Raw genomic sequence first — 960 nt, forward strand, 5'->3', positions numbered from 1 at the left:
CATAGAGGGCGCCTCCCACATAGAAGTCCGGAAGGCGCATCTTCTCTGTAAGCGCCTGGCCGTGGCATCTTGAGGTGACGTGGCCTGTGGCTGAGCATCGCGTCCATGATGAACATGGTGGATGCGGCTTGGGCGAAGGCAATGGTGTTTGCCTCGCGCTGGCTCGGCGTCGTCGTGCTGACCGTGTTCGTTGTCGGTCGAKCSGCGGYCGTCTCGGCGCGGCGCCKGKSGTCGACCTGGGCGACCTCAGCCGGCAGGCTGCCACCGGTGGGGCAGCAATTCCTCGATCCGRCTGTTCAACTGCATCGGCAGCCGGGTGAGGACGTCCTTCAGGTAGGCCCAAGGGTCGTGCCCKTTGAGCTTGGCCGACTGAAGCAAGCTCATCACGACAGCAGCSCGCTCGCCGGCCARCTGGCTYCCAATRAARAGCCAATTTYTKCKTCCAACWGCTATYGGCCGCATCCGRTTCTCACAATGGTTGTTGTCCAGCGGCACGTCGCCATCGAGCAGGAAGCGACCGAACCCCTCCCAGCGGTTCAAGCTGTAGTCAATCGCCTTGGCGATCGCGCTACCGTCGGGCACGCGCGTGCGCTCGAGTTTGAGCCACAGATGCAGCTGATCCCACAATGGCTTGGATCGCTCCTGCCGCATCTGCAGCCGCTCCTCRCAGGTCAATTCCCTGGCGTCGGCCTCGATTCTGTACAGCCATGCGATGCGCTGTATCGCCTCGGCGGCGACCGGGCTCGCTTGGGGTGCGGTCTTGATGAGTTCGTCAAATTTCCGTCTCGCATGCGCATAGCAAAAAGCGGCGCTGCGCCCTTCGAGCGACAGGGCACCGTCATAGCCCGCATAGGCATCGATGACGAGCGTGCCRSACCAGCCCTTGAGGAACTCGCTCGGGTACTTGCCGCCTCGCCCGAGGCAGAAGTCGTACACCACCCCCGGCTCGGGGTCGAAGGC

At 63.4% G+C, this 960-nt stretch carries 1 protein-coding gene; it reads right to left on the reverse strand.

What is annotated here, in order from left to right:
- Positions 1-246: 246 nt before the first annotated feature.
- Positions 247-960, reverse strand: a 714-nt coding sequence (gene tnpC, locus ACXJ3V_RS20095) for an IS66 family transposase (protein ID WP_457102125.1), incomplete at its 5' end; no start/stop codon positions are given.

It is taken from the genome of Microbacterium sp. P5_E9, from assembly GCF_054049175.1.